Genomic DNA, 23,601 nt, shown 5'->3' with positions numbered 1-23,601 from the left:
AAAATTAAACAGCAACATCATATTCCCTTAAGGCATCATTTAGGGAAGTTTTTTTATTGGTGCTCTCTTTTCTGGTTCCAATAATCAAGGCGCAGGGTACTTGATATTCCCCAGCAGGAAACTTTTTGGTATAACTACCTGGAATAACAACCGATCTGGCAGGTACCAAACCTTTTCTTTCTACAGGTTTATCGCCTGTAACATCTATAATTTTTGTTGAGGCTGTAAGTACCACATTGGCTCCTAAAACCGCCTCTTTTTCTACGCGTACACCTTCAACAACAATACATCTTGAACCTATAAAGGCATTGTCCTCTATTATTACCGGAGCTGCTTGTAATGGTTCCAACACTCCACCGATTCCAACACCACCACTAAGATGAACATTTTTACCAATTTGTGCACAACTACCAACGGTTGCCCAAGTATCCACCATTGTCCCCTCGTCTACATAGGCACCAATGTTTACATAACTAGGCATTAAAATAGTTCCTGCGGAAATATATGATCCATGTCTTGCAACTGCATTGGGAACAACACGAATGCCTTTTTCTGCATAACCTCTCTTTAATGGCATTTTATCGTGGTATTCAAAGATTCCCGCTTCAAGGGTTTCCATTTTTTGTATTGGAAAATATAGTACTACCGCCTTTTTTACCCATTCATTTATCTGCCAACCGTCATTGGTAGGTTCTGCACAGCGCAATTTTCCGTTATCCAAAAGATCTATGACTTCACGAATTGCATTTTGGGTTGGAGTTTCTTTTAGTAGTTCACGATTTTCCCAAGCGGTTTCTATTGTTTTTCTCAGTTCTTTCATCTTTAATAATTCAAATTTTAGCAAATATAAGTGCTAGTAGGTAATTAACCTTTTGTTTTTGCACATATAACAATTTATCTCTTATTTTTGCAAAAAATTTATGTGGGAAGGATTGTAGCATTGGATTATGGGAAGGTGAGAACGGGAATAGCTGTAACAGACGAGTTGCAATTAATAGCCTCTGGCCTAACCACAGTTGAGACAAAGCAACTTTTGAATTTCCTTAGGAAGTATGTTGAGGAGGAGAAAGTTGAAAGATTTGTGATTGGCGAGCCAAAGCAAATGAATAATCTTCCTTCCGAATCCGAGGAACTAATTAAGCCCTTTTTGAGAACTTTACAAGGTGTTTTTCCGAAGATACCGGTAGAGCGACAGGACGAGCGATTTACCTCTAAAATGGCGTTTCAGACCATGATAGATAGTGGCCTTAATAAAAAACAAAGAAGGGATAAGGCTTTAGTTGATGAAATAAGTGCCACCATAATCCTTCAGGCATTTTTAAATAGAAAAAAATAGTATGATATTACCTATAGTTGCTTATGGAGACCCGGTACTTAGGAAAGTAGGGGATAATATAGATAAGGATTATCCAAAATTGGAAGAATTGGTGGCCAATATGTGGGAAACTATGTACAATTCCAATGGTGTAGGTTTGGCCGCACCCCAAATTGGGCTGCCCATTAGGCTGTTCCTAGTGGATACCACTCCATTTGCCGATGACGAAGACCTTACTGAGGAAGAACAAAATGCACTTAAAGGGTTCAGGAAAGTTTTTATTAACGCCCAAATAGAGGAAGAAACAGGTACGGAATGGGCTTTTAATGAAGGATGTCTTAGCATTCCCGATGTAAGGGAAGACGTTTCCAGAAAGGATACCATTACCATTTCTTATATGGACGAAAATTTTAAGGCCTATAAGGAAACTTATGATGGTCTTTTGGCCAGGGTTATTCAACATGAATATGACCATATAGAGGGTATTTTGTTTATCGATAAATTATCCACCTTAAAAAAGAGACTTTTAAAAGGCAGGTTAGCCAATATTTCCAAGGGAAAGATTAAGGTGGAATATAGAATGCGCTTTCCCAACATGAAAAAAGCACGTTAAAACAATTTCTATTATAAACAAAAAGTAGCATATTTGCCGCTGAAACAAAATAACAGATGAGTTTAAATAAAATATTATCAATTGCAGGTAAACCAGGTCTTTTTAAATTGTTAACTCAGACACGTTCGGGTTTTGTGGCCGAATCCCTGCTGGATGGTAAGAAAGTTACCGTTAGTTTTAAGAACAATGTAAGTGTCTTATCTGAGATTGCGATTTATACTTTGGAAGAGGAAGTTCCTTTAAAAGACGTATTTGAAAAGATCAAGGAAAAGGAAGAGGGTGGAAAAACAGCGGTTAGTCATAAGGATGATAAAATAAAACTTGAAGAATACTTGTTCGAGGTGCTTCCCAACTATGATGAGGATAGGGTATATGCCAGTGATATAAAAAAGATTGTTCAGTGGTACAATTTGCTACACGAACACGGTATTACAGAGTATGCCGATGTGGAAGAAACTGAAGAAGCTTCCAAGGAAAAGGAATAGGTTCCTATGAACTAGAATAATGGACCTTCGTTTACGAAGGTTTTTTTTTGCCTTATATTTTAGGTTCATGGCTCAAGAATCGAGGTGTTGCATGTGAAAATAATTCTTCATTTAGCTTCGGTGGCAGGTTGTTGGTCTAAATTCTTGTGTTAGGGAAAACTAATTATGGAAATTAATATTTTAATTCCTTAATCAATTTTTTCATGATGAATTTATGTAAGAAAAGCGCTTTAGTTGTAGTGATGCTTCTTGTTATCCCTTCTTGCCTTATAGGACAACAACGTACCGGAAATATTGTTGAATATTTTGGCAAGGAAAAGGTTGAGGATATTCATGAAGGAAAAGTGATTCATGTGTTTAACAAAGCACTGGCCTTGACCATTCCGAGTTTCGGTTTTGAGTCGCCAACATTTCCTGTAGACCCGGTATTTGACCAATTCCTAATGAATCCATCCAAGAAAGTATCAGTTGGTGAAGCTTTTGATATTGACTATATGGGACGGGAATTAAAATGGAGTGAAATAAAGGTCGATAGTACCAACAGCTTTTCCGGCAGGGAACTTAGGTCGGGTTATGTATATCTTACCTATAGATCAGGGTCTGAAAAAACGGTTTTGTTCGAAGCTTCCGGACATACATTGGCGTCCATAAATGGCTATCCTTATGAAGGCGATCACTATGATTTTGGATGGAACCTTATCCCTTTAAAATTAAAGAAAGGTGATAATGTTTTTGTGTTGAAGGTAGGCCGTTTTCCTAGGATAAGGGCGCGATTATTGGAACCTAAAGCCCTTGTGCAATTTACTACCCGCGATTTAACGGTTCCCGATCTTTTGTTGGAAGAAGACCTAGAATATGAGGCCGCCATAAGGGTTATAAATGCCACTGAAAAATGGGTCAAGAATTACACTATTGTAGCAAATGTAAACGATAGGTCACTTACAACCCAGGTTCCCGACATTCCACCCTTCACAGTTTATAAAATTCCCTTTTCAATTCCTTCATCAACTTTGGATACCACTGTTGCGCAAGTGAACGTAGATCTGCAGTTTAAACATAACAACGGACATTTGGTATCCACCGAAAACCTAACTCTAAATGTGAAATCCAAATATAAACATCATAAGAGAACCTTTATAAGCGATATTGATAAAAGTGTACAGTATTACAGTGTAGCCCCAGACAAAAGTAGAAACGCGGAGGGAGCAGCGCTTTTTCTTTCGGTGCACGGGGCATCAGTGGAAGCTGTGAATCAGGCAAATGCCTATAAACAAAAAGATTGGGGAAACTTGATTGCCCCTACCAACAGACGGCCATTCGGATTTGCTTGGGAAGATTGGGGACGATTGGATGCCATGGAAGTGTTGGCAGATAGCAAAAGACTTTTTAAACCGGACAATAGTAAGATTTACCTAACCGGACATTCTATGGGTGGTCATGGAACATGGTATTTGGGAGCGACCTACCCCGACCAATTTGCTGCTATAGCACCATGTGCCGGATATCCGGATTTGTTGTTGTATAGAGGAGGGCGGTCCGAGAGAATTGCGGAACTTACCGAGGATCAAAGAGCCCAATATGGAATTACCCCTAAAATGTTCGAACGTATGACGGCAGAGTATGTTCCTACTGCAGTCGAAAACATTGTGGAAAGAGCAGGAACGCCTAGCAGAACTTTAAAATTAATTCGGAACTACCTACATCACGGGGTTTATGTGCTGCATGGAGAAAAGGATAATGTAGTTCCTACTTATATTGCCCGTGATATGAGAGAGCGTTTGGGGCAATTTCATCCAGATTTCACCTATTATGAATATCCGGGTGGTACTCATTGGTATGGGGACCACAGTGTGGATTGGGAACCAATTTTTAACCTATTTAAACAACGAACTATTCCTGAGGCCAAGGACATTAAAAAATTGGAGTTCAGTACGGGTTCTCCGGGGGTTTCTTCTTCCTCCCACTTCATTGCCATCCATCAGCAACAGATACCTTTCGAGGTTAGTTCATTTAATTTTTCTTGGGATAACATTTTTAAAGTGGACACAAAAAATGTGTCCATGTTGGCAATAGATTTCACCAAGTTGCCAGGGGAGATCAATAGTATTGAACTTAACGGAACGGAAGTAAAAATTCCATCCAAAGAGAAAACGTTCTTTAAGGAATTGGATGGGGAATGGGAAATCGTGGTCAATCCTCCTTTGGAAGAAAAAGGGCCCCATAGGAATGGAGGCTTTAAGGATGCCTTTAGAAACGACGTGGTATTTGTTTATGCTACCAAAGGGTCGCAAGCCGAGAATGACTGGTACTATAATAAGGCCAGATTTGATGCGGATACCTTCTGGTACAAGGCCAATGGTAATATAGAATTGGTTGCGGATACCGACTTTTCCCTTAAGGACTATCCAAATCGAAATGTTGTGGTTTATGGTAATAAAAACAATAATGCTGCCTGGGATAAATTATTAAAGGATAGTCCGGTCCAAGTATTCAATAATAAATTAAATTTTGGAAGTAGAAGTATCAGTGGAAGCAACTGGGGCCTGTATTTTATCGTTCCGAGAGCGGATAGCGATGTGGCCAGTGTAGGGGTGGTAACTGCTACGGGGCTTCTGGGAATGAAAGCGGCCTATGCCAACCATTATTTGGTGAATGGAACTACTTTTCCAGATTTGATGCTTTTTGACGAGACTGTTTTGGACCAAGGAACTTCTGCAGTTAAATGTGCCGGATTTTTTGGGAACGATTGGTCCATTGAATCCGGTGATTTTGAATGGAAATAGGACATGGTCGTCCAAATAATAAGCCCATTAAATTTTTATTTGGCTTTCATTATTTGGTCGACCTTTTGCCTTTTATTTTGATGCGTTTAGTATAAATTGGGAGACGTCTTTCTTGAATTTTTCCATGGAAGGTTTGTGGGTATACATCATATGTCCCGCCTCATAATATTCCATCGTAATATTATCCTTGATTTCCTTTTTTAGGCCTAAATGATTGATGCTATGTTCCACTCCATAGAAAACCGTAGCTAGGTCGTAAATACCGTTTAGGACAAGAACCTTCATGTTAGGGTCTCTGGAGAGGGCCGTGGCCATATCAATCCCGGTATTAATTGCCGCCGAGGTGCCCCATCTCGTATTTCCTTTATGGGTCCAATCCCATTTAAATCCATCCCTTCTCCCTGCCGTGATGGAATACAATAAATTTTTGTTTACTTTTAGATCGCCGTAAAAATAATCTAGAAACCCACTAATGTAGGCAGGGGAAATGGCCAAACTTTGGGGGTCATGGCTCCCTTCTTGCGATAATGGATCTTCATTGATTCCCGTAAATCGAGAATCCAATCTTCCTACTATTTCACCTTGGTCCCTTAAAAATTCAGCAAAAAATTCAGACGCAGTTACCTTTAGATCTGCTTTTAGCCAATAATTGGTATCTGTGCCGGTGTAGTATGCCAATTTCGAGGCAATGTTGGCTTTTTCATTTTCGGATATTTGATCTCCTTTGAATAGGGCCGGGGTGTACTCATTTTCGGTAAAAGATCTGACGGTCTTTAGGAACTCAAATACATTTTCCGGTTTGTCGGTTATTTTATTATGGTACCATGCCGTGGCGGCATAGGTGGGAAAATGAACTATATATGGTAAGTCGTCATTTGGAGGGAAAAGTAGGGTCCGAAGGTCAAATACCGCAGATACCATTATAACTCCGTTCATGGCAACTCCCTGGTTCAGTAGGGTATTCATTAATCCCGCGTTCCTAAAGGTCCCGTAACTTTCTCCCAATAGGAATTTGGGACTGTTCATGCGGTCATTGTGTATCAGAAATTGTGTTATGAATAAGGATAGGCTTCTGATATCCTGGTCTACCCCCCAAAAGTCCTTATACTTGGCTTTTCCAATAGGTATACTTAGACCGGTACCTACGGGGTCTACCATCACAAGATCGGCGACATCAAGGATAGAGTAGTTGTTGTTCACAATTTTATAAGGAGCAGCCGGTGTTGATTTTGGGTCGTCCACAACAATTCTCTTGGGTCCTAAAATGCCCATGTGAAGCCAAAAAGAAGATGATCCTGGACCACCGTTAAAAGCAAAGACTATTGGCCGTCTTTGTGTGGCCAATCCTCTTTTGGAATCCCTAGTGTAATAGGTAAAGCCCATTAATGCAATGGGTTTGTTGGTTTCGTCCTTTACCTCAAAAGTTCCAGCCTTTGCGGTTAAATAGATGGTGTTTCCGTTTATGGTAACACTTTGCATGGTAGTGGCTACTTCAGCTTTGGGTATAGAATCGTTTTCCTTATTGGGATAGCACAATTGCCCCAATAATAGGGTAAGAACTAGAATAAGAGCTTTCATTTGTTTAGTATTTAAATTTGGTCAAATAGCTAAACAGGTAAAATCTGATAATTAGGGGATTACAATATATTAAATATTAGGCTTTTAGGCTATAGTATTATTAAATGAATATTAGTCTTTGTCAATGGTTTTATAGGTGTACTTGCTTTTTTTCCATTCTATTAGTTCGGAAGGATAATATTTTACATTCATTTTATCCAAATAAGGGGCCTGATTGCCCAACCTTACTTTATAATTTTCCCAATTTCTGTTTTCTTCAGTACTCCAACTAAGTTCCGAATAACCGATCATCCTCGGAAAGGCCAAATACTCCACTTCATCCATATTGCTAACTGTCTCGGACCATAAAGGAGCTTCAACGCCCAATATGTTTTTTTTATTAATGCCTTGCACATATCTTTCAGGCGTCCAAACATAGCCGGTATCCACAGGGATATATCCTGCCCAATGAAGCCCGTACTTGGAAAGGGTGTCATATTGCATATCCAGATAGGCTTTTTTTCCTGGGGACAAAATAACTTTTAAGCCTTTTTCAACGGCTAATTTGGCATTTTCTTCGTTGGCCCAAAATTGTGCAATGGCAGTAGTATCTACATCAGCGTGTACAATTTCATCCCAACCTATCATTCTTTTACCGTATTTCTTTACAATTTTGTCCACTTTGGAAACAAAATGAATAAAATCTTTTTTCTTGGTAACATGGCTTTCATCACCACCTGCATGAAAATAGGGGCCAGGTGTAATCGCCGATATCTCACGCACTACGTCATCAATAAAGGCATAAACGGTGTCTTTATTGGCATCAAAAGTACTGAACCCCACTTCGGTTCCGGTATAAAGTTTGGGTGTTTTGCCATTTCCATTTAGAATGGGATAGGCCACTGATGCTGCATTGGTATGCCCTGGCATATCTACCTCGGGGACAATGGTTATAAAATGTTTGGCCGCATAGGCCACAATATCCTTGTAGTCTTCCTGGGTGTAAAATCCACCGGGGCCACCACCTACTTCAGTACTGCCTCCAATCTCTGTAAGTTTTGGCCAAGATTTAATTTCTATACGCCAGCCCTGATCATCTGTAAGATGCAAATGCAGTGTATTAATTTTGTAATAGGCCAATATATCGATATACTTTTTTACATCCTCTACGCTAAAAAAGTGTCTTGCCACATCCAACATAGATCCCCTATATTCAAAATTGGGATTGTCGGTAATTTTACCCGTTGGAATCAACCACATTTTATTTTCTGACAGGGTATCATTACTGGTTTCAGGAATGATCTGTCTTAAGGTCTGAACACCCCTAAAAGCTCCTTCAGCTGTCTTGGCGTTAAGGATAATGGAATCTTGGGTAATATATAAATCGTAACCCTCCTTTGTAGAAATAGTGGTACTGTCTGACTGATTGATAAAGATTATACGCTCTGTCGAGGGATTAGTTGTTGAGTTTACGGGTAAATCCAGATCGGTCTGCCATTTTATCTTTTCCGATAAGAACTCACCAACCTCTGGAAAACCTATGGAATTTTGAGAGGTATAGATGATGGTATTTTTATCCAAACCAAAGGCGCTATTGGTGGCCACTATCTTTAAGGGTCTGGGAATTAAATTTTCTAAGGATAAATCCGTTGTTGGGAAATTTATCACTTTCTTTTTTTCCTGTTGACAGGCAACAAAAGCAGAAAATACAGCTAGAACAACTAATGATTTGATAAGAATGGATTTTTTCATTGAAATTGAATGTGTTAGTGTTATATGGGCGTACGTTTGATTAGTATTAATTCATAAAGGGTTGGATGACGGAAAACCACAAATCATAGCCTTTACTGTTCATATGAAGTCCATCACCTAGAAATATATCCTGTCTTACTTTCTTGTCGTCCATCATCACATCCCATACATTGGCATATTCCAGGGTACTTTCTTTTTTACATAGCTTTTTAAAGTGCCTGTTCAATTTTTTATATTTTCTTTTTAAATGCCACCTGGAAATACTGGGTTTGGCCGCAATGATGACAATTTGGGTCATGCTATCCCTTTCCCTTACTTTGTCAATAATTTTACGGGTGTTTTCTATTATCTCCCTTGTCTTTTTTTTGGAAGCAATATCATTATCGCCCTCGTAGATAAAAACCTTTCTAGGGTTGTATCTCAAAATAAGCTCATTATAATAATGAAATAAATCGGACGACTGTGAGCCGCCAAAGCCTGAGTTGACGATTTGATGTTCCGGGAACATGGATTCCAAATTTTTCCACATCCGAATAGTGGAACTTCCCGCGAACACAATGGTCTGTTTTGAAGAATCCCAAAGGGTGTCATACTTTTGCTGCAAGGCCACCACTTCATTTTGAAAGGCCGGGACTTTCTGACCGTAAGTAAAGGCTGTAAATAATATGAATAAGATTATTAGTTTTTTCAAAGTCATTTAAATTAGAGGTTAAGTTATAATAATTATCACTCCCGTCAAATAATTTTCGACAGGAAACATAGTAAGCGCGCTGTTGGTAACTACAGCCTTGTTGGTCTCCCATTAAGGTTGTTGGGCGGGTACCACAATTTTTTCGGCCAAGGTCCATTCGTAAAAACGTGATATCCAATTGTCCGAGGGTAAATCTTGGGTTTTCATTCCGAAACCATGTCCTCCCTTGGAGTACATGTGCAATGCTGCACTCTTTCCCAACTTTGACCAGGCCGAGTACAGATCTACACTCTCATGAGCAAGGTCATATTGGTCGTCCGAAGCGCAGATGATCAACATTGGTGGGGCGTCCTGAGGTACACTGTAGGTGCCCAAAACTGTCATCCATGGATAAACAGGAACTATAAAATCTGGCCTATTGGTTTTAGTGTAATTAAAAGTAACGCCCATGGTCACGGCACCACCAGCAGAAAAACCCATAAATCCTATTTTGTTGCGATCGATTCCCAATGCCTTTGCATTGTTCTTAACATAGGACATTGCATTTAAACCATCGGATGTTGCCAGTTCAAGGACCTTGGCCACTTTTTTTGTCATATTCGAGGAAGTATTCTGATGATCCTCGGTTTCATTGGGGAGTGCACTGTCACTCTCTGGCAGTAATCTGTATTTAAGGACAAAGGCCGTAATTCCTTTGGTGTTCAACCACTTTGCTACGTCTACACCTTCACTGTTGATGCTCAATACCCGAAGTCCACCGCCAGGTGCAATAACAACAGAGGCACCAGTATTCAGTGAGGGCGCTGGTCTAAATATTTGAAGGGTTGGTGTAGATACATTGGAAATCAATTCGGTTTGCCATTGTTCGGAATAAGTTGATTTTTCACCCCCCTGCCATACTAATTCGGTTTTGTTCTCATGTGGTAGTTTAATAATTTCCTGCGAAAATATAATTTGGGATATTTGAAGGGCAATAAGGAATAGGGTAATATTTTTCATTTAAAAGTGGCTTAGTATTCTGTTATGAGGGATTGGTAAACCATCTGTCTCATTTTTTCTCCATAATAATTGCTGTAAGGTTGAAGTTGACTCATTAGGATTACAATGAGTTCTTCCTTAGGGTCTATAAAGAAATAGGTACAATAGGCACCGCTCCAATAATATTGACCTATGGACCCCAAGGATTTGCTTGCAGCTACATCGGTAGTTACGCCAAAGCCAAGTCCAAAACCTTGTCCTGGGGCCTCGTATAGGTCCCCAATTTGGTTCATGGTCATAATATCTACGGTTTTGGGACTTAGTAAATGTTTTCCTTTAAATTCACCTTTGTTCAGTAACATCTGGCAAAATTTCATATAGTCCAAGGCACTGGAAAAAAGGCCATGGGTACCGCCGTATATAGTATTGCCTTCAATGGGCAATTGGGCTGCGGAATTTACTAGATTCCCTTCCTTATCCAAATTGTGGACGGGCATCCACCTATCCTTATTTTTTTTGGAAATATTATAACCGGTATCGTTCATTTCCAAGGGGTCAAATATCCTTTCTTTTAAAAATTCGGCAGTTGTAGAACCGGTGAAATGTTCAATAAGCAAAGCCAGGACATCCGGGGATGCACTGTAGTACCATTGTTCTCCAGGGTGTCCTATCAAGGGCAATTTCATCATGGCATTTACCCTACCTTCTATATCCTTATGTGGTTGGGAGTAAAGTGCTTTTGCAATCTCGTTGTCTAACTTTGTACCTCCAAGACCATGTGAAAATCCGGCCGTATGGGTCAAAAGATGGGAAATGGTAATTTCCTTATTGGCCGGTTCGGTTTCTCCATTTGCACCTTGGTTAACATCCATGGCCACCTTTAGATTCTTTAACTGGGGCAAATATTTGGAGACAGGATCTGTTAGTGAAAAATATCCCTCTTCATACAACATCATAAACGCGGCGGTTACGATGGGCTTGGTCATGGACATTATATGGAACAATTGATTTTGTTGAATTGGGGTTTTGTCATTATAACTACGGTATCCATAAGCCACCTCGTGTACAATTTCACCCCTCCGCATAATGTAGGAAACAGCTCCAGGAATTCTTCCTTCATCTATTTCGTTCTTTAAAAAGTCATCATATCTACTTAATCTTTCTTTATCAACACCAGATATTGTGACGTTGGGGAGCGCTTTGGAAGCTGATTGCCCATGGACAGGCCCAGCTAGAAATAAGAGTAGGATTAAAAACGTAGGTAAACGGTATATATTTTTCATGTTGGATATTGATTGATGTATTAAAGATAAGATTTTATAAGTTTCCTTTTAACTCCTTAATTGTTATTATATTAGTGTAGTTATCCAAACCAATACCAACAAACCAAAATGCCATGTCCAAACCTAAATTCCTTTTTGTTTTAATCTCATTTGTTTTCTTTTGGGTCGAGGGGTATTCCCAAACCACGGATTTTGACAATGATACCTCTGCCCGGACCACGGCTATGGCAATTCCCATAGAAACTGAACCTTTGATCGATGGTAATGTATTAAAGGATGAAGTGTGGCAAAAGATCAAGCCGTTCGGTGATTTATTGCAAAGTCAACCTAATTTCGGGCAGGCCGCTAGTGAACGGACAGAGATAAGGATAGCTTACACGGAGCATACTTTTTATGTGGCAGTAGTCTGCTATGATTCGGACCCAGATGGTTTGGTGGTATCAGATGCTAGGAGGGATGCTTCCTTGGACAATACGGATGCATTTCTTTTTATTGTGGACACTTATAAGGATAATCAGAACGGTTTTATTTTTGGTACCAATTCCTTGGGGGTGGAATATGATGCCCAGGTAGATAATGAGGGGCAGGGCAATCAGAATACAAACAGACAACAAGGAGGTACCATTGGTGGGTTTAACCTTAACTGGGATGGGTCGTGGAAGGTTAGGACCTCGGTTCATGCCGAAGGCTGGAGCGCTGAATTTGCCATACCGTTGCGCACCTTACGATTTCAAGCAGGGAAGGATTGGGGTATAAATTTTCGGAGGAATATTAGAAAGACCAATGAAATTGTCTACTGGTCGCCTATGCCTATTGGATTTAATTTAAATAGGCTTTCCTTGGCAGGCACACTTACTGGGCTGGATTTAAAAACACCAAGAAATTTAAAGGTTATTCCCTATGTTTTGGGTCAGTTGGCAAAAGATTTTGAAGCCAATGATCCCAAAGCGAAATTTACGCCGGAGGTGGGCGGGGATATAAAATTTAGTATTACGCCAAGCCTTACATTAGATCTTACCTATAATACCGATTTTGCCCAGGTTGAGGTGGATGAGCAGCAGGTAAACCTAGATCGTTTTAATTTGTTCTTCCCAGAAAAGCGACCATTTTTTCTGGAAAATGCGGGCTTGTTCAGTGTAGGGAGTCCAGGGGAAGTAGACCTTTTTTTTAGCAGGCGAATTGGTATTGGTGACGATGGAAATATAGTGCCTATTATTGGTGGGGCTAGATTATCCGGTAAATTGGACCGTACCAATGTAGGGCTTTTGACAATGTTCACTGATGAGGTTGAAGATGCCGGAATTAATAAGAATAATTTTACTGTGGCAAGGGTAAACCATGAATTCAAGGGGCGTTCCGCCTTGGGTGCAGCATTTATAAATCGTACAGGGATTGGTATTGAAGATGATTTTAACAGTACCATTGCTGTTGATGGCAAACTGGGTCTGGGACGTAAAGCGAGGATGACCGGTTTTTATGCCCAAACCAATGGACCAATGGATACCATCAATGAACATTCCTTCAGGGTGAAAACAGATTATGTCTGGAATAGTTGGGAAGTAGGGGCAGGGTATACCGAGGTTGGAGAAGGCTTTAATCCTGAAGTTGGGTTTTTGCAACGTTCCGCTTTTAGAAAACCTGAGGCCCGCGTATTGTATCACTATAGGCCCAAAAACGAAAACTCGGTAATATTGGAATTAAGGCCCCATATTTCCTACAACAGTTTTTGGAATTTTGAGGGCTTTCAGGAAACAAGCTATACACATATTGACAACCATTGGGAATTTAAAAGTGGGATGGAAATCCATACCGGCCTAAACCTTACCACGGAAGGGGTTTTAGATCCTTTTGAAATTTCGGAAGGGGTTACCGTGCTGCCCGGAACCTATAGGCATTCGGAATCCCAATTGGTTTTCTTTACCAATAAGAGCAATCCCGTATCTGTAAATGTACGTTCCGTAATTGGTGGCTCTTTTGGGGGAAAACGTTATCAACAAAGTGGAACCTTGAGCATACGATTGGGGGACAAATTTAATTCCGATTTCATTTATCTCTACAACAATTATCAATTGCCGGTCGGTGATTTTACCGCGAATATTTTCCGAAGCCAAATAACCTATTCCTTTAGGCCAAATCTGTATGTTCAGAGTTTGGTGCAAAACAATTCGGCCAATGAACTATGGGCGGTAAATTTGCGATTGGGCTGGCTGCAACGTGCCAATACTGGTCTTTTCGTGGTTTACAATTACAATGTTCGCGAAGGCGACCCCTTAAATAATAGTATTATTATTAAATATAGCCGAATGTTCGATTTGATCAATTAGGTCGAGTTTAAAACCTAAGCTTTAGCTATAAAAACAACCTGGGTTACTTATAATATTACCTAATTCCTTTTACATTCATCTCCAAGGTATACAATGAGGTCATGGCGGTAATAAATAAGGTTTTTTGGTTTTTCCCTCCAAAGGTTACATTGGCCGTCCACTTCTGATCTATGGGAATATGTAATATTTGTTTCCCTTTTGGATTAAACACGGTAACCCCGTCCCCTGTAAGGTATACATTGCCTTGGTTGTCCATCGTCATTCCATCCGAGCCCATATTGGCAAATAGGGTTTTGTTGCTTAGGCTGGCATCGGGATTTATGGTATAGGAATAGGTTTTTTTATCACCTATATCGGCAATATATAATAGATTGCCATCTTTACTGCCAATTATGCCATTGGGCCTTACGTAGTCCTCGGCCACAATAATAATATCCTTTTGATCGGGAGTAAGGTAGTAAACACGCTGTTCTTCTATCTCCTGTCCAGTTCGCGTCCAATACGGACGTTTATAAAAAGGGTCCGTAAAATAAATACCCCCCTTGGGGTCCATCCATAGATCATTGGGACCGTTTAATTTTTTGCCTTCAAAATCATCTATTAAGACCGTGACATTTTTTTGGGAATCTATTCGCCAAAGTTGATTTTTATCATCCGCACAGGCCAGCAGATTTCCTTGGTGGTCAAAATAGAGTCCGTTGGATCTACCTGATGGTTCCATATATACGGATACGGAATTATCCTTTGCAGTCCACTTAATGATTCGGTCATTGGGCTGGTCCGTAAAAAACACATCTCCGTTGGGAGCTACTGCCGGCCCTTCTGTAAAAGTATAATCGGTGGCTACCAATTGTACTTTGGCATCCTTGGCAATTAAGGATGTTTGTAACGATTTGCAGGATATGGAAAAGAGAATAGGTAGTACTAAAAATAATTTTATAACTTTTTTCATCTACTTATTTTAAGGCGTAAAACTTAAGGTTTATTTTTTTACATTAATGTTTGTGGTCTTTTGCATAGTGGGCCTTTAATAAATCTTCCCCGTAATCATTGGTGAGATCACGAACTACAGTGTGTACGTGATTGGCATCGTTCTGGGTGTTATCGTATTCGATAAGTAGGGTAGGACCCTGAATCCGGAAGTAATGTCCCTTACCGGGCTTAAGGCTTCCGGCCCAGGCAAAAGTTAAATTTTCTATTCCCGCCTTGTTTATTTTATCCCTAAATCCGGTAGCAAATTCATGCTCGTAATTATTCATGTACAGGTCTAGAAGTTCCATGAAAGTCTTCTTTTGGGCCTTGGACAGGGCTTTATAAGAGATTCCTAATTGCTCCACTTGTTTTACCTTTCTATCGGTTGTAGTAACGATATCGTGTGGGGCAACATCAGTAAATACCACAGTTTTTAATTGTTCCGGTGTCATGGAGTGTAAAAGGGAAAAACCTAGTTCTGCCTCTTTTTTCAGTACTTCTTTACCCTTGTATTCAGTGCTGCGTACTATGCCAGGGTTAGTTCCAAAAAAGGTAGGGGTAGAGGAGCTAATGATACCATCGGTGGAAGTAAAATTTAAGGAAAGATGGTGGCCTTCAAAGCGCCATCCCCATGGTTTGTCCTTGGATGGATTGCCAAAAATGCAAAAGTGATAATTTAGCGGATCACGTCTTGGCCTGCCATCGGGCATTTTGTCGGCATCATTGTTTTCTATTATCCTAAGGACTTTTTCCAGTTCCATAATTTCTTGGGACTTTCGAAAACCCTCTTCACTCAAGGAGGCCCTTAGCAGGTCCAGTGCCGCTGTTTTTTGAGTCTCATTAAAATCATGGAAAGTTGCTCCGGCTCTGGGAATGGGGACATAATTCATATTAAAACGTTCGGAATCCTCCAAGTTAAATAGGGTTTTGGATTTTATTTCCTCGGATAAACTGTTAATAAATGTATTGGCCTTTTGCAACACGTTCTGAGCGGGTAGCACTCCAAAAAATAATAGAATCAAAGATGTGGATATTATTTTTTTTAGGGTCATTTTAGGTTTCATTTGTCTAATTTGGTTTATAATTATCTATGGTTTGATTTTATTTTAATCGATAACTGACGAATGCCAAACGGCTGCTGTCAGGTGACCAAGAGGGGACATTTATGGTGCCCTGTCCACCGAACAATTTGACGATAGTTTTAATTTCCCTGGTCTCAAGATTCATTAATCGAAGCATTACATCTTTGTTTGAGGGATGTAAATTTGCTGGAATATCTGGTTCAAAGGAAATATATACCAACCATTTTCCATCCGGGGACGGGTGGGCAAACCAATCATGGTACTCATCTGTGGTGAGTTGTTCCTGTTCACTTCCGTTAGGCTTCATACGCCATATCTGCATAGTTCCGCTTCGGGCAGAATTAAAGTAGATATATTTTCCATCAGGTGAGAAATCTGGTCCGTCGTCAAGTCCTTCTGTAGTGGTCAATCTTGTTTCCTCACCTCCAGTAACGGGAATGGTATAAATGTCATAGTTGCCATTTCGCTCTGCGCAATAGGCTAATGTTTGGCCATCTGGAGACCATCCATGCCAATAGGAAGGACCTTTGGGAGTTATTTTTTTCGGCACACCACCTTCAATAGGAAGTGTATAGATCAATGATTTTCCGGTTTCTGTCTGATCACTTATCACCAACATCTTACCATCTTGCGAAACGCCGTGGTCATTGTTGATTCTTTTTGCGAAATCTGTGGGGATTGGTTTGGGATCACCTCCTTCAATTGGAATTTGATATAGTAGTCCCATACTGTTATATATCAAATCCTTTCCATCCGGTGTCCAATTTGGTGCATCCAAGCGTTTATCGGATTGGAGAATTACTTTTCTATCCCAAGTGGCTATCGGAATAATTTCCAAAGTGCTTTCCAATTTTTTAAGCGAGTCTGGCTTTGCTTCCAATTTTTCCAATACAACTTTGGAGAATTTTGCAGTTTCCACTACATCGTTGTTATGGGAACAAACGCCAAGTCCTATATAGAAAGGAGCTTTAAACTGGACTTTTATGGCACCTCCAGATGATTCTAATTCTCCATCCGCTTTGCCGAGGGACATATAGAGATAGTCACCCACCTTTTCAATTCTGACACGTTTAGGAGATTTGATGTTGGACTGAAGTTCTCGGGTGATATCTCCATCCTCTTCTCTATATTGAATGGCGGTCATACCATCGCCATGAACGGCCACATCGGCATAGGCCGAGCCCGGCTCCAGGTTTTGGCGGATAATTAAACAAGCTTTTCTATGTGGGTCAATACCTTTGCCCAACAACTCAATATCGGCAGTCAGGGCAACGTCCCCCGACATTTTTTTCCAAACATAATGTAGCTGATCGTTATTGAACCACATATTGGTCCCACTAGCTGAAATGGTATAAGTACTGTCGATGGGATTAAATTCCAGTGACCCCTTATGATTTACTTCGCCAATATCCCCATGGCCTTGGAATATTCCCATATCCAACTGAAATGCCCATGAGATAAGTATGGAGCCAATAATGGCTAGTGATAAAATTATTTTTTTATGGGTCATATTGGTTTGGTCCGAAAGTAAGGAACTAAAGTTAGCTAAAAAACTCGGAACATACGATAGTTGGAACCATACAGACTTTGTATTTTTGTTCAAAAGTCAACCTTATGAATTCTCGGGAATCCCAATTACAAGCCTTTGATCGTCTACTCACAATTATGGATGAATTGCGAGCTCAATGTCCGTGGGACAAAAAGCAAACAATGCAAACCCTACGTCATTTAACCATTGAAGAAACCTATGAATTGGGCGATGCTATTTTGGACAATGATTTGGAGGAAATAAAAAAGGAATTGGGCGATGTTCTTTTGCATATTGTATTTTACGCTAAAATTGGAAGTGAAACCAATCACTTTGATATGGCCGATGTTGCCAATGATATCTGTGACAAACTGATCAATAGGCATCCACATATTTATGGAGATGTTGTGGTGAAAGATGAAGAAGAAGTTAAGCAGAATTGGGAAAAAATCAAGTTAAAAGAAGGCAAAAAAAGTGTTTTGGAAGGAGTTCCAAAAGGTCTTCCGGCCCTTGTCAAGGCTAATCGTATTCAGGATAAGGTGGCCGGAGTTGGATTCGATTGGGAAAAACCGGAACAGGTATGGGAGAAAGTAAAGGAAGAACTGGAGGAATTCCAAGAAGAGGTTAAGGATGGAAATTTGGATGCCATGGAGGCTGAGTTTGGGGATGTGCTATTTTCTATGGTAAATTATGCGCGTTTTTTGAATATTAATCCTGAAAATGCCCTTGAACGCACCAATAAGAAATTTATAAAAAGATTCCAATATTTGGAAAACAAAGCCAAGGAAAAAGGCAAGGCCTTAAAAGACATGACCCTTGGGGAAATGGATGTTTTTTGGGAGGAGGCCAAGACCATTTAATTTTAATCAGATTCAGTATGCTACCGAATAGGATCAACATCCCCTCCAATACTATTTATAATTGAATGAATTTGTATTTGGGGACTCCGATACATTAAAACATCACGGTAAATGTAGATCCTTCCCCCACTTTACTGGATGCCGAAATGGATCCTCCCATAGCTTCGACCTGTATTTTGGTCATATAAAGTCCAACCCCCTTTGCTTCTGGATGGCTATGGAATACCTTGTTCAAACCAAATAATTTATGACCGTGTTTTTCCATATTTATGCCCAATCCATTATCTCTTATGCTCAATATTGTTTTGCCACCTTCAATCTTGGATTCTACACTAATTTCCGGGATTCGATCCTCGGATTTGTATTTTATGGCATTGGAAATTAAATTTAGAAAAATACTGTCGAGATATATGTCATTGTAAACCACCAAAGGTGCTTTTGAGAAATCACTTTTTATTATGGCACCGGATTGGGTTATCTGACTAGAGATGATTTCCTGAGTCTTGTTTAGTGTTTTTTCAAAGGATAATTCCTTGGAGGCCTTGGTACTGTCGTCCGTAGTCTGGATTACTTCAACCATGGTATTCAAGGTAGAGGAGAGGTGGTCTATTACAATTTCAAATTTCTCAAATAATTCGCTTCGTTCTTCCTCGCTTTCAGAATCTTTATAGAAACTGGAAAGTGTTTGTAGGTTGGCTACAGGTGATCGTAAATTATGCGAGGTTATATGTGCGAAATCTGCCAATTGGCGATTTTGGTTTGTAAGTTTTTTAGTGAGTACTTCAAGGTCTTCTTTCGCTTCAATTAACTTTATACGGTTATTGATCGTTTCAGAAATATCTGTTGCAACCCCTAAAAATCCGTTTATTTCTCCATTTGGGCCCTTAATAGCAGTTGTAATTAATTGTACAGGGAAAGATGCACCATCTTTACGCACATAGGTCCATTCCATGGATTCAAAACTATCGCGCCTTGCATGTTCAACAAAAACATCGAAGCCTCTAATAGTTTTACCAAAGATATCTGACAACTTCTTGCCATGTTTTTCCACCTCTTCGCGCAGATGTATGATTTCAGGGGTCTTTTTCCCGATCATTTCGGAAGCCGAATATTGTACTAGGTTTTCGGCACCTTGATTAAAATGGGTAATCAATCCATTCATATCGGTTCCGATAATGGAAATAGGGCTTACATTAAAAATGGCAGTAAGTTCCCCATTGGCCTTGTTTAGGGCATTTTCCGCAACTTTAATATCATTGATGTTATGGAATACCCCGTACAGCCTTACACATTGGCCATTTACCATTTCAGGCTGACCAATGGCACGTGCCCAACGGCTATTCCCTTTAGCGGTTATCAATTCTACTTCCACATCATATGGGATACCTTTTTCAATGGCGTTTTCAACTACTTTTTGAATCAGCTCCCTACTTTCACCCTCTTTGAAAAAGTTAATGGCCGTATCAAGTTTTGGAACATAATCATAGGGCACTTCATGTATTTCACAGGTTACTGTACTCCAATGGATATTGCCACTAATGGTATCAACTTCCCAAGTACCAATTCTTGCCACTTGGTTGGTTTTGTTCAGGATTTCTTCGATGCGGAGTTTTTCCTTTTCCTTTTCCTTTATAGTGGTTATGTCCAAAGTGTATATTAATAATCCCCCAATTTTATCTGCGGAAACATACCAAGGCCTTATGTCCCAGGAAAGCCACTGCACGCGACCATCTGGCCATTTATAGGCGGTTTCATCCTCGTGATGTATAGCCCCTGCAAGACAATCTCGGTGAATCTTTTTCCATTCTTCTTCAATTTCCGGAAAAATCTCGTAAAGGGATTTACCTGTAATTTCTGTGTCGCTTATATTATAGTCCCTCCTCCAACGATCTGATGCTGCAAGGAACTTCATATCATTGTCGAACATGGCCATGGCGTTGGGTGCCTTATCAATAAAAGTCTTATTGTATTCCTCCCTTATCTTTAGATCGGCCTGCAGGGCAGTTACCTGATCCATTTTTTCTTGTATCTCCTTATTGGAAGTTTCCAAAGCTATATTGGCAAGCTGATGGGATTTGGACTTTTCTTTTAGCTTTTTTATCAGCGGTAAAAAGACAAGGATAAATTGACCAATGATTATCATTGCAACGATAAGAGCAATAAAATAGGTGATTCTGTAAAGATAGGTAAGATTCTTCTCTGCTGTGTTTTGATATTCCAACACAATATTGTTCATACTTGTCAAAACCGGTGATTCCTCCTGTCTTATGACGTTTATACTGAAACCCAGGACATCAGTACTATTGGGATTATCGAGAATATTTAGGGCAGCATCCAATAATTTAGTGGTACTTGGTCGGGAGGCAGCAAATAAGGCGTCAATTTTCTCAGAATTGGGAAGGTCTTCATTGGCCGCAATAAGGTAATTCTGATTATTTCGCCATTCCGTGGTTAAAGCCTTTAGACTATCGAGATAAACTTTATTGGTTATAACGCCTTTGTCCAAGTTTAAAGCAAACACATGTTTCGAGATACGCTGACTAAGCATGCGTTGTCTTCCTGCGATGTTAATTAGACCTACATCCGATGTTAGAATGTCAATCCGATTTTGGAAAAATAGTACCGCTAAAATGATACTTAGAACAATGGTGGCAATAAAAAAGAGATATCTCTTTTTGGTGGATTTTTCAAGTTTATCCATTTTGGGGGAATTTTTTTACTTGTATAAATGTGGACATGTTAAATCTATAAGGCGGGTAGTATTTCTCTTTCAAACCTCGTATTAATAACCTAACAATATGCCCTCTGGCCCCCATATTGGTTGATATATTTTCAATATAGGGTATTTTTTTTGCATTCTAAAATACTTTTCTTGCACTTTAGACCAGTGGTAAAAATTTTGAAAAGAAATTTAAAAATATAAAACAGGAATTTTGGTGATATTGGTCATGTATACTTATTTTATTTTTGGTTAAGTAACTAATTCCCCGGAATCCGAACCGTGTTCATTATGAAATTAATGGCATTAAATGAAAAAATCCATTGTTCTTAAACCAAAGCTAACCCTTATATTTGCCCCTTCAAATTAAAGCGTCTTGTTGCAGAAATATACAAAGGAGTTTCGTTATAATTTATCCCTTTCATTTCCCGTCATTTTGGGAATGTTGGGGCATTCGTTTGTACAATTTGCCGATAATATTATGGTTGGGCAATTGGGGACGGCGGAATTGGCAGCGGTCTCCCTGGGAAACAGTTTTGTGTTCATAGCCATGTCCTTGGGCATAGGGTTTTCTACGGCTATTACGCCTTTGGTAGCAGAGGCTGATGGGGCAGGTAATGTTGCCGATGGAAAGAGTGCATTAAAACACGGTTTGTTGTTATGTACTATACTGGGGTTTTCACTTTTTGGAATTATACTTTTGGCCAAGCCCGTGATGTTTCTTATGAAGCAACCTGCAGAGGTTGTGGAACTGGCCATGCCCTATTTGGATTTAGTGGCGTTTTCTTTGGTTCCCTTAATTATATTTCAGGCCTTTAAACAATTCTCCGAGGGTTTGTCACAGACCAAGTATCCAATGTACGCCACAGTAATTGCCAACTTTGTAAATGTCATCTTGAATTACCTACTGATATTTGGTTCCTGGGGATTCCCTAAAATGGGTATTGTAGGGGCTGCTTGGGGTACTTTGATTTCCCGAGTCATTATGGTCATTTTTCTTTGGGTGTTGCTGAAAAACAAAAAGAAATTCCACGCTTACGTTACCGGTTTTAATTTTAGAGCAATAGAGAAAAAGGTAATGAAGAAAATTATAGACCTTGGGTTTCCCTCGGCCTTACAGATGTTCTTTGAAGTGGCCATATTTACTGCAGCTATTTGGCTAAGTGGTGTTCTGGGCAAGAATTCACAGGCGGCCAACCAAATTGCCCTAAACCTAAGTAGTATGACATTTATGGTGGGAATGGGACTAGGTGTCGCTGCCATGATACGTGTAGGAAATCAAAAGGGATTGGGGAGTTTTAAAGATTTAAGGCGCATTGCACAGTCTATTTTTCTGCTTACCCTAATTTTGGAAATTGTATTTGCCATTGCCTTTGTATTATTCAAGGACTGGTTGCCTACCATATATTTAGATCTTGGAGATGCTACCAATATGGCAGATAATACCGAGGTAGTACTTATTGCTGCACAATTAATTTTAGTAGCCGCGGTATTTCAAATTTCCGATGGTTTGCAAGTGGTGGTGCTGGGTGCCCTTAGGGGTATGCAAGATGTTAGGATACCTACCATGATTACCTTTGTTGCCTATTGGATGATCGGTTTTCCCATTAGTTTTTATCTTGGATTATACACTCCATTGGAGAGTATAGGGATTTGGATAGGCTTATTGGCCGGACTTACAGCGTCGGCAATTATGTTGTATATTCGATTTAATTATTTGACCAAAAAAATGATTGGTTAACTATATATTTAAAATTTAATTAGAAAAGTTAAAAGATCGGTATCTGCCAGGAAGGCAAAATTTTTGGATAGCGATATTTAGATAAAGAGTTGTACTATGGAATTCCCAAAATTTTTATTAGGAGATAATACAGATTATCCAACCGCCATTTTTGTGGTACACACGGAGTACCCAAGATTCATCATCAATCTGGAAAATGACGAGGTAGAATGGTTGGAAGATTTTACCCAAGACGATGAAAAGGAATTGGAAGAGGAGGCCGAAAATTTAATTGAACAAGCTACGGCTTTCTATGACCGGGAAATTTCTCGATACGAAGAGTAGGCTATGATAGACCAATTGGTGCATTACGACAAGGAGTTGTTTCTGTTCCTTAATAACTTGGGCACTTCCCCGTGGGACAGTTTTTGGCTTTTTATGACCAATAAATTCAGTTCTATTCCACTTTATGGCCTATTAGCATTTTTTACCTACAGAGCCTATGGGCTAAAGCGTCTTTTAATGACCATAGTTGCCATTGCCTTGCTCATTTTGGTAACGGATCAATTGGCTAATTTTTTCAAGTATGGAGTACAGCGGTTAAGACCCTGTCATGATCCCGCAATAAATGGGTTGATGCGTTTGGTAAAAAGTTCCTGTGGCGGAAAATTCGGATATTTCTCTGCCCATGCCGCTAATTCTTTTGCAGTTGCTGTTTTCTTTACTTCCCTATTACGTCCCAAATATAAATTTATTGGAATATTCCTAGTAGTTTGGGCCCTTGTTGTTGCCTATAGCCGTATTTATATAGGGGTGCATTTTCCGTTGGATGTGTTAACGGGAATAATTATTGGAACTTTTTTAGCTGGATTGTTTCTTCACCTATTTCTAAAGTTCGCAGCCAAATACGATCGTTGAACTATTATTCTGAATTGGGTT

At 39.7% G+C, this 23,601-nt stretch carries 19 protein-coding genes; 9 read left to right on the top strand and 10 right to left on the bottom strand.

Going from position 1 to position 23,601, the window contains the following annotated elements; translation table 11 throughout:
• Nucleotides 1-4: 4 nt before the first annotated feature.
• A complete protein-coding gene (locus tag H4O18_RS13415; RefSeq protein ID WP_187585407.1) occupies nucleotides 5-820 on the bottom strand; it encodes a 2,3,4,5-tetrahydropyridine-2,6-dicarboxylate N-succinyltransferase in 816 nt (271 codons plus the stop codon).
• A gap of 102 nt (nucleotides 821-922) precedes the next feature.
• On the opposite strand from H4O18_RS13415, the gene ruvX reads away from it, so the two are divergent.
• From ruvX to H4O18_RS13395, 4 genes are all read left to right on the top strand, one after another.
• Nucleotides 923-1,336, top strand: a complete 414-nt coding sequence (gene ruvX / locus H4O18_RS13410) for a Holliday junction resolvase RuvX (RefSeq protein ID WP_187585515.1) — start codon at nucleotides 923-925, stop codon at nucleotides 1,334-1,336.
• A 1-nt stretch (nucleotide 1,337) separates the two neighbouring features.
• A complete protein-coding gene (gene def / locus H4O18_RS13405; RefSeq protein ID WP_187585405.1) occupies nucleotides 1,338-1,928 on the top strand; it encodes a peptide deformylase in 591 nt (196 codons plus the stop codon).
• A 56-nt stretch (nucleotides 1,929-1,984) separates the two neighbouring features.
• A complete protein-coding gene (locus H4O18_RS13400) occupies nucleotides 1,985-2,413 on the top strand; it encodes a DUF5606 family protein (RefSeq protein ID WP_187585403.1) in 429 nt (142 codons plus the stop codon).
• A gap of 203 nt (nucleotides 2,414-2,616) precedes the next feature.
• Nucleotides 2,617-5,196 carry a carboxylesterase family protein gene (locus H4O18_RS13395; protein ID WP_246474268.1) on the top strand — a complete coding sequence of 860 codons (2,580 nt, stop codon included), beginning with the start codon at nucleotides 2,617-2,619 and terminating at the stop codon, nucleotides 5,194-5,196.
• A gap of 72 nt (nucleotides 5,197-5,268) precedes the next feature.
• Here H4O18_RS13395 and H4O18_RS13390 read toward each other — a convergent pair whose 3' ends face one another.
• The 5 genes from H4O18_RS13390 to H4O18_RS13370 all read right to left on the bottom strand — a co-directional run bounded on the left by H4O18_RS13390 (nucleotide 5,269) and on the right by H4O18_RS13370 (nucleotide 11,457).
• A complete protein-coding gene (locus H4O18_RS13390; RefSeq protein WP_187585401.1) occupies nucleotides 5,269-6,774 on the bottom strand; it encodes a S10 family peptidase in 1,506 nt (501 codons plus the stop codon).
• 111 nt (nucleotides 6,775-6,885) lie between these two features.
• Nucleotides 6,886-8,505, bottom strand: a complete 1,620-nt coding sequence (locus H4O18_RS13385) for a family 20 glycosylhydrolase (protein ID WP_187585399.1) — start codon at nucleotides 8,503-8,505, stop codon at nucleotides 6,886-6,888.
• Between the two features lie 46 nt (nucleotides 8,506-8,551).
• The gene (locus H4O18_RS13380) at nucleotides 8,552-9,202 is read right to left on the bottom strand and encodes a GDSL-type esterase/lipase family protein (protein ID WP_187585397.1); all 651 of its coding nucleotides are present in this window, start codon (nucleotides 9,200-9,202) and stop codon (nucleotides 8,552-8,554) included.
• 105 nt (nucleotides 9,203-9,307) lie between these two features.
• Nucleotides 9,308-10,195 carry an alpha/beta hydrolase gene (locus H4O18_RS13375; RefSeq protein ID WP_187585395.1) on the bottom strand — a complete coding sequence of 296 codons (888 nt, stop codon included), beginning with the start codon at nucleotides 10,193-10,195 and terminating at the stop codon, nucleotides 9,308-9,310.
• Between the two features lie 11 nt (nucleotides 10,196-10,206).
• Complete coding sequence (locus H4O18_RS13370; RefSeq protein ID WP_187585393.1) at nucleotides 10,207-11,457, bottom strand: serine hydrolase domain-containing protein; 1,251 nt, start codon at nucleotides 11,455-11,457, stop codon at nucleotides 10,207-10,209.
• 113 nt (nucleotides 11,458-11,570) lie between these two features.
• On the opposite strand from H4O18_RS13370, the gene H4O18_RS13365 reads away from it, so the two are divergent.
• Nucleotides 11,571-13,781 carry a DUF5916 domain-containing protein gene (locus H4O18_RS13365; protein ID WP_187585391.1) on the top strand — a complete coding sequence of 737 codons (2,211 nt, stop codon included), beginning with the start codon at nucleotides 11,571-11,573 and terminating at the stop codon, nucleotides 13,779-13,781.
• A gap of 55 nt (nucleotides 13,782-13,836) precedes the next feature.
• Here the strand turns inward: H4O18_RS13365 and H4O18_RS13360 are convergent, their stop codons facing one another.
• The 3 genes from H4O18_RS13360 to H4O18_RS13350 are packed head-to-tail and all read right to left on the bottom strand — an operon-like array spanning nucleotide 13,837 to nucleotide 17,345.
• Entirely contained in the window at nucleotides 13,837-14,733 is an 897-nt protein-coding gene (locus H4O18_RS13360) for an SMP-30/gluconolactonase/LRE family protein (RefSeq protein ID WP_187585389.1), read from the bottom strand.
• A 43-nt stretch (nucleotides 14,734-14,776) separates the two neighbouring features.
• Complete coding sequence (locus tag H4O18_RS13355; RefSeq protein WP_222942413.1) at nucleotides 14,777-15,817, bottom strand: DUF3500 domain-containing protein; 1,041 nt, start codon at nucleotides 15,815-15,817, stop codon at nucleotides 14,777-14,779.
• 37 nt (nucleotides 15,818-15,854) lie between these two features.
• Nucleotides 15,855-17,345: a TolB family protein gene (locus tag H4O18_RS13350; RefSeq protein ID WP_187585387.1), complete on the bottom strand. Its 1,491-nt coding sequence runs from the start codon at nucleotides 17,343-17,345 to the stop codon at nucleotides 15,855-15,857.
• A 104-nt stretch (nucleotides 17,346-17,449) separates the two neighbouring features.
• Between H4O18_RS13350 and mazG the strand changes: the two genes are divergently transcribed.
• Nucleotides 17,450-18,223, top strand: a complete 774-nt coding sequence (gene mazG / locus H4O18_RS13345) for a nucleoside triphosphate pyrophosphohydrolase (protein ID WP_187585385.1) — start codon at nucleotides 17,450-17,452, stop codon at nucleotides 18,221-18,223.
• Between the two features lie 94 nt (nucleotides 18,224-18,317).
• Here the strand turns inward: mazG and H4O18_RS13340 are convergent, their stop codons facing one another.
• Nucleotides 18,318-20,924, bottom strand: coding sequence for a PAS domain S-box protein (locus H4O18_RS13340; protein ID WP_187585383.1), 2,607 nt, complete (start codon nucleotides 20,922-20,924; stop codon nucleotides 18,318-18,320).
• 394 nt (nucleotides 20,925-21,318) lie between these two features.
• Between H4O18_RS13340 and H4O18_RS13335 the strand changes: the two genes are divergently transcribed.
• The 3 genes from H4O18_RS13335 (at nucleotide 21,319) to H4O18_RS13325 (ending at nucleotide 23,580) form a co-directional block, all read left to right on the top strand.
• On the top strand, nucleotides 21,319-22,683 hold the full coding sequence (locus tag H4O18_RS13335) for an MATE family efflux transporter (RefSeq protein WP_187585381.1): 1,365 nt from the start codon (nucleotides 21,319-21,321) through the stop codon (nucleotides 22,681-22,683).
• A 96-nt stretch (nucleotides 22,684-22,779) separates the two neighbouring features.
• A complete protein-coding gene (locus H4O18_RS13330; protein WP_187585380.1) occupies nucleotides 22,780-23,007 on the top strand; it encodes a hypothetical protein in 228 nt (75 codons plus the stop codon).
• 3 nt (nucleotides 23,008-23,010) lie between these two features.
• On the top strand, nucleotides 23,011-23,580 hold the full coding sequence (locus H4O18_RS13325) for a phosphatase PAP2 family protein (RefSeq protein WP_187585379.1): 570 nt from the start codon (nucleotides 23,011-23,013) through the stop codon (nucleotides 23,578-23,580).
• Nucleotides 23,581-23,601: the final 21 nt, after the last annotated feature.

The organism is Arenibacter arenosicollis (assembly GCF_014397245.1).
Taxonomy (GTDB): Bacteria; Bacteroidota; Bacteroidia; order Flavobacteriales; family Flavobacteriaceae; genus Arenibacter; species Arenibacter arenosicollis.
Note: the sequence above shows the minus strand (reverse complement) of the source record. Positions and strands in the feature narration are given on the sequence as shown.